This is a genomic window from Nitrosomonas sp. Nm34, from assembly GCF_900113925.1.
Lineage (GTDB): Bacteria > Pseudomonadota > Gammaproteobacteria > Burkholderiales > Nitrosomonadaceae > Nitrosomonas.
The window spans coordinates 1-4,375 of the sequence record NZ_FORD01000109.1; the positions used below are offsets into that span (position 1 = coordinate 1).

At 49.3% G+C, this 4,375-nt stretch carries 3 protein-coding genes and 1 pseudogene; 1 reads left to right on the forward strand and 3 read right to left on the reverse strand.

Annotation, left to right across the window (positions count from 1 at the left end; genetic code table 11):
• A partial coding sequence (locus BM283_RS17280) for a transposase (protein ID WP_175492151.1) occupies positions 1-321 on the forward strand: 321 nt, incomplete at its 5' end.
• 316 nt (positions 322-637) lie between these two features.
• Here BM283_RS17280 and BM283_RS17285 read toward each other — a convergent pair.
• The 3 genes and pseudogenes from BM283_RS17285 to BM283_RS17295 form a co-directional block, all read right to left on the reverse strand.
• Positions 638-3,040, reverse strand: coding sequence for a Tex family protein (locus tag BM283_RS17285; RefSeq protein WP_090695340.1), 2,403 nt, complete (start codon positions 3,038-3,040; stop codon positions 638-640).
• A 173-nt stretch (positions 3,041-3,213) separates the two neighbouring features.
• Positions 3,214-3,882 (reverse strand): HD-GYP domain-containing protein, encoded by a 669-nt coding sequence (locus tag BM283_RS17290; RefSeq protein WP_254776434.1) that lies wholly within the window; start codon positions 3,880-3,882, stop codon positions 3,214-3,216.
• A gap of 49 nt (positions 3,883-3,931) precedes the next feature.
• Positions 3,932-4,375, reverse strand: a pseudogene (locus BM283_RS17295) (IS3 family transposase); the annotation flags it as partial.

Genomic DNA, 4,375 nt, shown 5'->3' on the forward strand with positions numbered 1-4,375 from the left:
ATTGGCGCTCTGATCGGAAAGACGCTGCTGACCATAAGTCTGTTCATCGCCCATATCACCGCTGACATTTTCTATGCGTGGATAACGCAGGACCTTTTGCCTAAACTTCTGCCCGCTTGCGTGATTGTCATGGACAACGCAACGTTCCATAAACGGCAGGATATCCAAACCGCCATTGCCAATGCCGGGCATACACTTGAATACCTGCCGCCTTATTCCCCGGGCTTAAATGACATTGAACCCAAATGGGCTCAGGCCAAAGCCATCAGAAAAAGGGAAGGGTGTTCCATCGAGCAGCTCTTTGCCGCTTATGAAATTTAAATCATTTTATATGAGATCTGCTATATTGCCTCCTTAATACATAACGCAAAGCTAACCAGGCGTGGGCCGGAAAGCAGAATAAATATAAAAACGATGGGGTCAAAAACGATGAGGCCAGATCTTGCTATACAGCATCTAATTTTTTTGTGTTTTATTACTAATCCAACGAAACAGTAGAGTGATGCAAACCAAATTAGCCCATGGTCTGTTTTTAGCGGTCTTGTCATTGCAAATTTCTTAATTTTAACGAACCGAAAAATAGCCCAAAGATTGTCGCAATGCAAGACTAGATCTGCAATCTCATGAAAATATTTGCCTACTTTTTCTCCTTGGCGCGCGCCAGCGCCAGAGCTAAAGCGCTAACAGGTTCAGGTTTGCGCGAGGTCTTTTGCTGTGCTTCACGTGGTTGCCGTTTGCGTTGTTCATGAGGGCGGCGATCGCGGTTGTCGGCGCTGGGGGAGGGAATGTCCGCTTTATCTTCCAGACGCATGGTCAGGCTGATACGCTGCCGGGTTGCATCCACCTCTAGTACTTTCACTTTGACGATTTGGCCAGGCTTGACGATTTGATGAGGATCCTTGACAAATTTGCTTGCCAGAGCGGATACATGCACCAGGCCGTCCTGATGCACACCGATATCGACGAAAGCGCCAAACGCGGCGACATTGGTCACGACGCCTTCCAGGATCATGCCGGGTTTTAAATCCGTGAGCGACTCGATACCTTCCTGAAAGATGGCAGTTTTGAATTCAGGGCGTGGGTCGCGACCGGGTTTTTCCAATTCAGTCAGGATATCTTTAACTGTCGGCAGGCCAAAGGTGTCATCGGTAAATTCGTTGGGGGAAAGTTCTTTCACCACTTCCGGTCGACCCATGACATGTTCAATGCCTTTTTTCAGGCGCACCAGGATGCGCTCGACCACAGGGTAGGCTTCCGGGTGCACGGCCGAGCGATCCAAGGGGTTGTCACCGTCGTTGATACGCAAAAAGCCTGCTGCCTGTTCGAAGGTTTTTTCGCCGACGCGTGGTACCTTGCGTATCGTTTGACGATTTGGGAAGGGGCCATGGGTGTCACGATATTCCACAATGTTTTGAGCCAGTATGCGGTTCAAGCCGGAAACACGCGACAGCAGGGGGGCTGATGCAGTATTGACATCCACACCGACTGCGTTGACACAGTCTTCCACGGTCGCATCGAGTGAGCGCGCCAGGACGCGCTGGTTGACATCATGTTGATACTGGCCGACGCCGATCGATTTCGGTTCGATCTTGACAAGCTCCGCCAGCGGGTCCTGCAAACGCCTGGCGATGGATACCGCACCGCGTAGACTGACATCCAATTCGGGAAACTCGGCTGCCGCAAAGGCCGAAGCGGAGTAGACCGAGGCGCCGGCTTCGCTGACTACGATTTTGGCTACTTTAAGTTCCGGTTTTTGTTCTGCCACTAGCTTGATAACCTCGGCGGCCAACTTGTCCGTTTCACGGCTGGCAGTGCCATTACCGATCGAAATCAATCCGACGCCATGCCGGATCACGAGTTGTGCGAGGGTTGCCAACGACGCCTGCCAGTCATTGCGCGGCTGGTGAGGGTAGATGGTGCCTGTTTCCAGTAGTTTCCCGGTCGCATCAACTACTGCCACTTTGCAGCCGGTGCGGTAGCCGGGGTCAAGGCCGAGCACAGTCTTGGAACCTGCCGGGGCGGCTAGCAGTAATTCACGCAGATTGCGGCTGAAAATCTTGATGGCTTCCACTTCGGCTGCTTCGCGCAATTGCAACAACAATTCGGTGCTGAGATGCAGGTGTGCTTTGACCCGCCATGTCCAGTGACAGACATTACCCAGCCATTTGTCCGCATTGCGACCATGATTTTCAATGCCGAAATGAGCCGCGATCATGGCGACACAGGGATGCGGTACCATAGTTTCAGCCGCTTCATCCAGACCGAGATCAATTTTGAGTACACCCAAGGCGCGGCCACGAAACAATGCCAGCGCTCGATGCGAAGGGATGGAGCGGATCGGCTCCGAATAGGTATAATAGTCACGGAATTTTTCTTCTTCTGCCATTTCCTTACCCGCTACGATCCTCGAAGTCACAACCCCTTCATTCCAGAGTTTACTTCGCAGAGCAGTGAGTAACTCAGCCGTTTCAGCAAAACGCTCAGCCAGAATATCGCGCGCGCCTTCGAGCGCGGCTTTCGCATCTGGAATATTGATGGCTTCCACTCCTTCAGCCGCTGGCTGCACTTTGATGTATTTGGCTGCTTCCTGCTCGGGAACGAGCGTCGGATTGTGCAACAACGCATCAGCTAGCGGCTCCAGTCCTGCCTCACGTGCGATTTGGGCACGCGTGCGTCGTTTGGGTTTGTAAGGTAGATAAATATCTTCCAGCAGTTGTTTTGTTGCAGCTTGTTCGATGGCAAGACGCAGTTCATCGGTAAGTTTGCCTTGCTCCTCAATCGAAGCCAGGATCGTCATGCGCCGGTCTTCCAGTTCACGCAGATACTGAACACGTTCTTCAATTTCCCGCAGTTGCGTGTCGTCAAGATTATTGGTTGCTTCTTTGCGATAACGTGCAATGAAAGGTACGGTTGCGCCGCTATCGAGCAGATTGACTGCTGCTGCTACTTGCGAAGGAGCAACGCTGAGTTCCTTGGCAATGAGCTGCACGATTTTTTGTTGTGTTTCATCTGAAAGTGTTTGTGTGATGGATAAGGTCATAGATTCTATTTTGCTGGGGAGGTTAAAAGCTGTGCGTATATTGATAACGCTTTGTTCGGTTGAAACTTGCTTCGTTAATTATCCTGAAAACGTTGCTGTATTGCCTGAATTTTATCGATATTGTTGAGCAAAGCATCGACACAATCCCGGTCCAGTTTATCACCGGCTAAATGTCATAGCATAGCGAAAGCTTCTTCATTCGACCAGGCCGGTTTATAGACGCGACTTGAAGTTAATGCGTCGAATACATCTGCCACTGCGCTGATGCAGGCTTCAATGGGAATTTCTTCACCCTTCAGACTTTTAGGATAACCTGTGCCGTCGATTGCTTCGTGATGATATTCAGCGATATTACGCAGAATATTGATATCACTAAAAGCACCAAGATTATAATCTGTGAGAATAGTATCAATGATTTCCCGGCCTTTTTCCGGATGGGTTTTCATGATATCGAATTCGCGTTCATTTAGTTTGGCTAGTTTCCGCAGGATACTGTCAGGAATGCCGATTTTGCCAATATCATGTAAAGGTGAAAACATGAAGATATGTTCGATTTGCTCATCACTGAGATGATAGCGCGAGGCTAATTCACGCGCGATCAAACGTGAGTAATGGGCAGTCCGATCGATATGTGAGCCTGTTTCTATATCGCGATAATGCGTCATGCTGCGGGCCGCTTTAACTGCGGACAGAAGGGTACGGATAGTCGCTAGCTCATTGATGACCACAAGTGCAACCAAATGGCCATAGATATCGAGTTGGCGTAGCACGCCGGGTACAAATGGATGGGTGATGTGGTTCCCTGTAACTGGACAACCTGAAAGAAAGTTAAGCTCTGACATGTATAGTTAATCGAGTTCAGGCAACCCGATCAATTCCTGGATCATTATAGTAGATTTCATCAGGCGTAAGACTGTCAAGGCTTTGATGAAATCGTTTTTGATGGTACCATTCAAACCATGTGGATAAATTCTGCTTTATCTCCTTCAGATTATTGAATTCTAGGGTATATAAAAGCTCATACTTAACTGTTCGCCAAAGTCGTTCAACAAAAATGTTGTCATAGTAGCACCCCTTGCCATCCATGCTGATCTGAATAGGATGATCTGTTAGTATGGAGGTAAATGCTTCGCTGATGAATTGTACGCCCTGGTCGGTATTCATGATCTGTGGACAACCATAATCCTGGATGGCTGCCTCCAGCGCCTGAGTACAAAAATCAGTATCCAGGGTATTGGACAAGCGCCAGCTCAACACCTTACGCGAATACCAGTCGATGATGGCAACCAGATAGCCAAAGCCCTTCTCCATGGGGACATAGGTTATGTCGGTAGC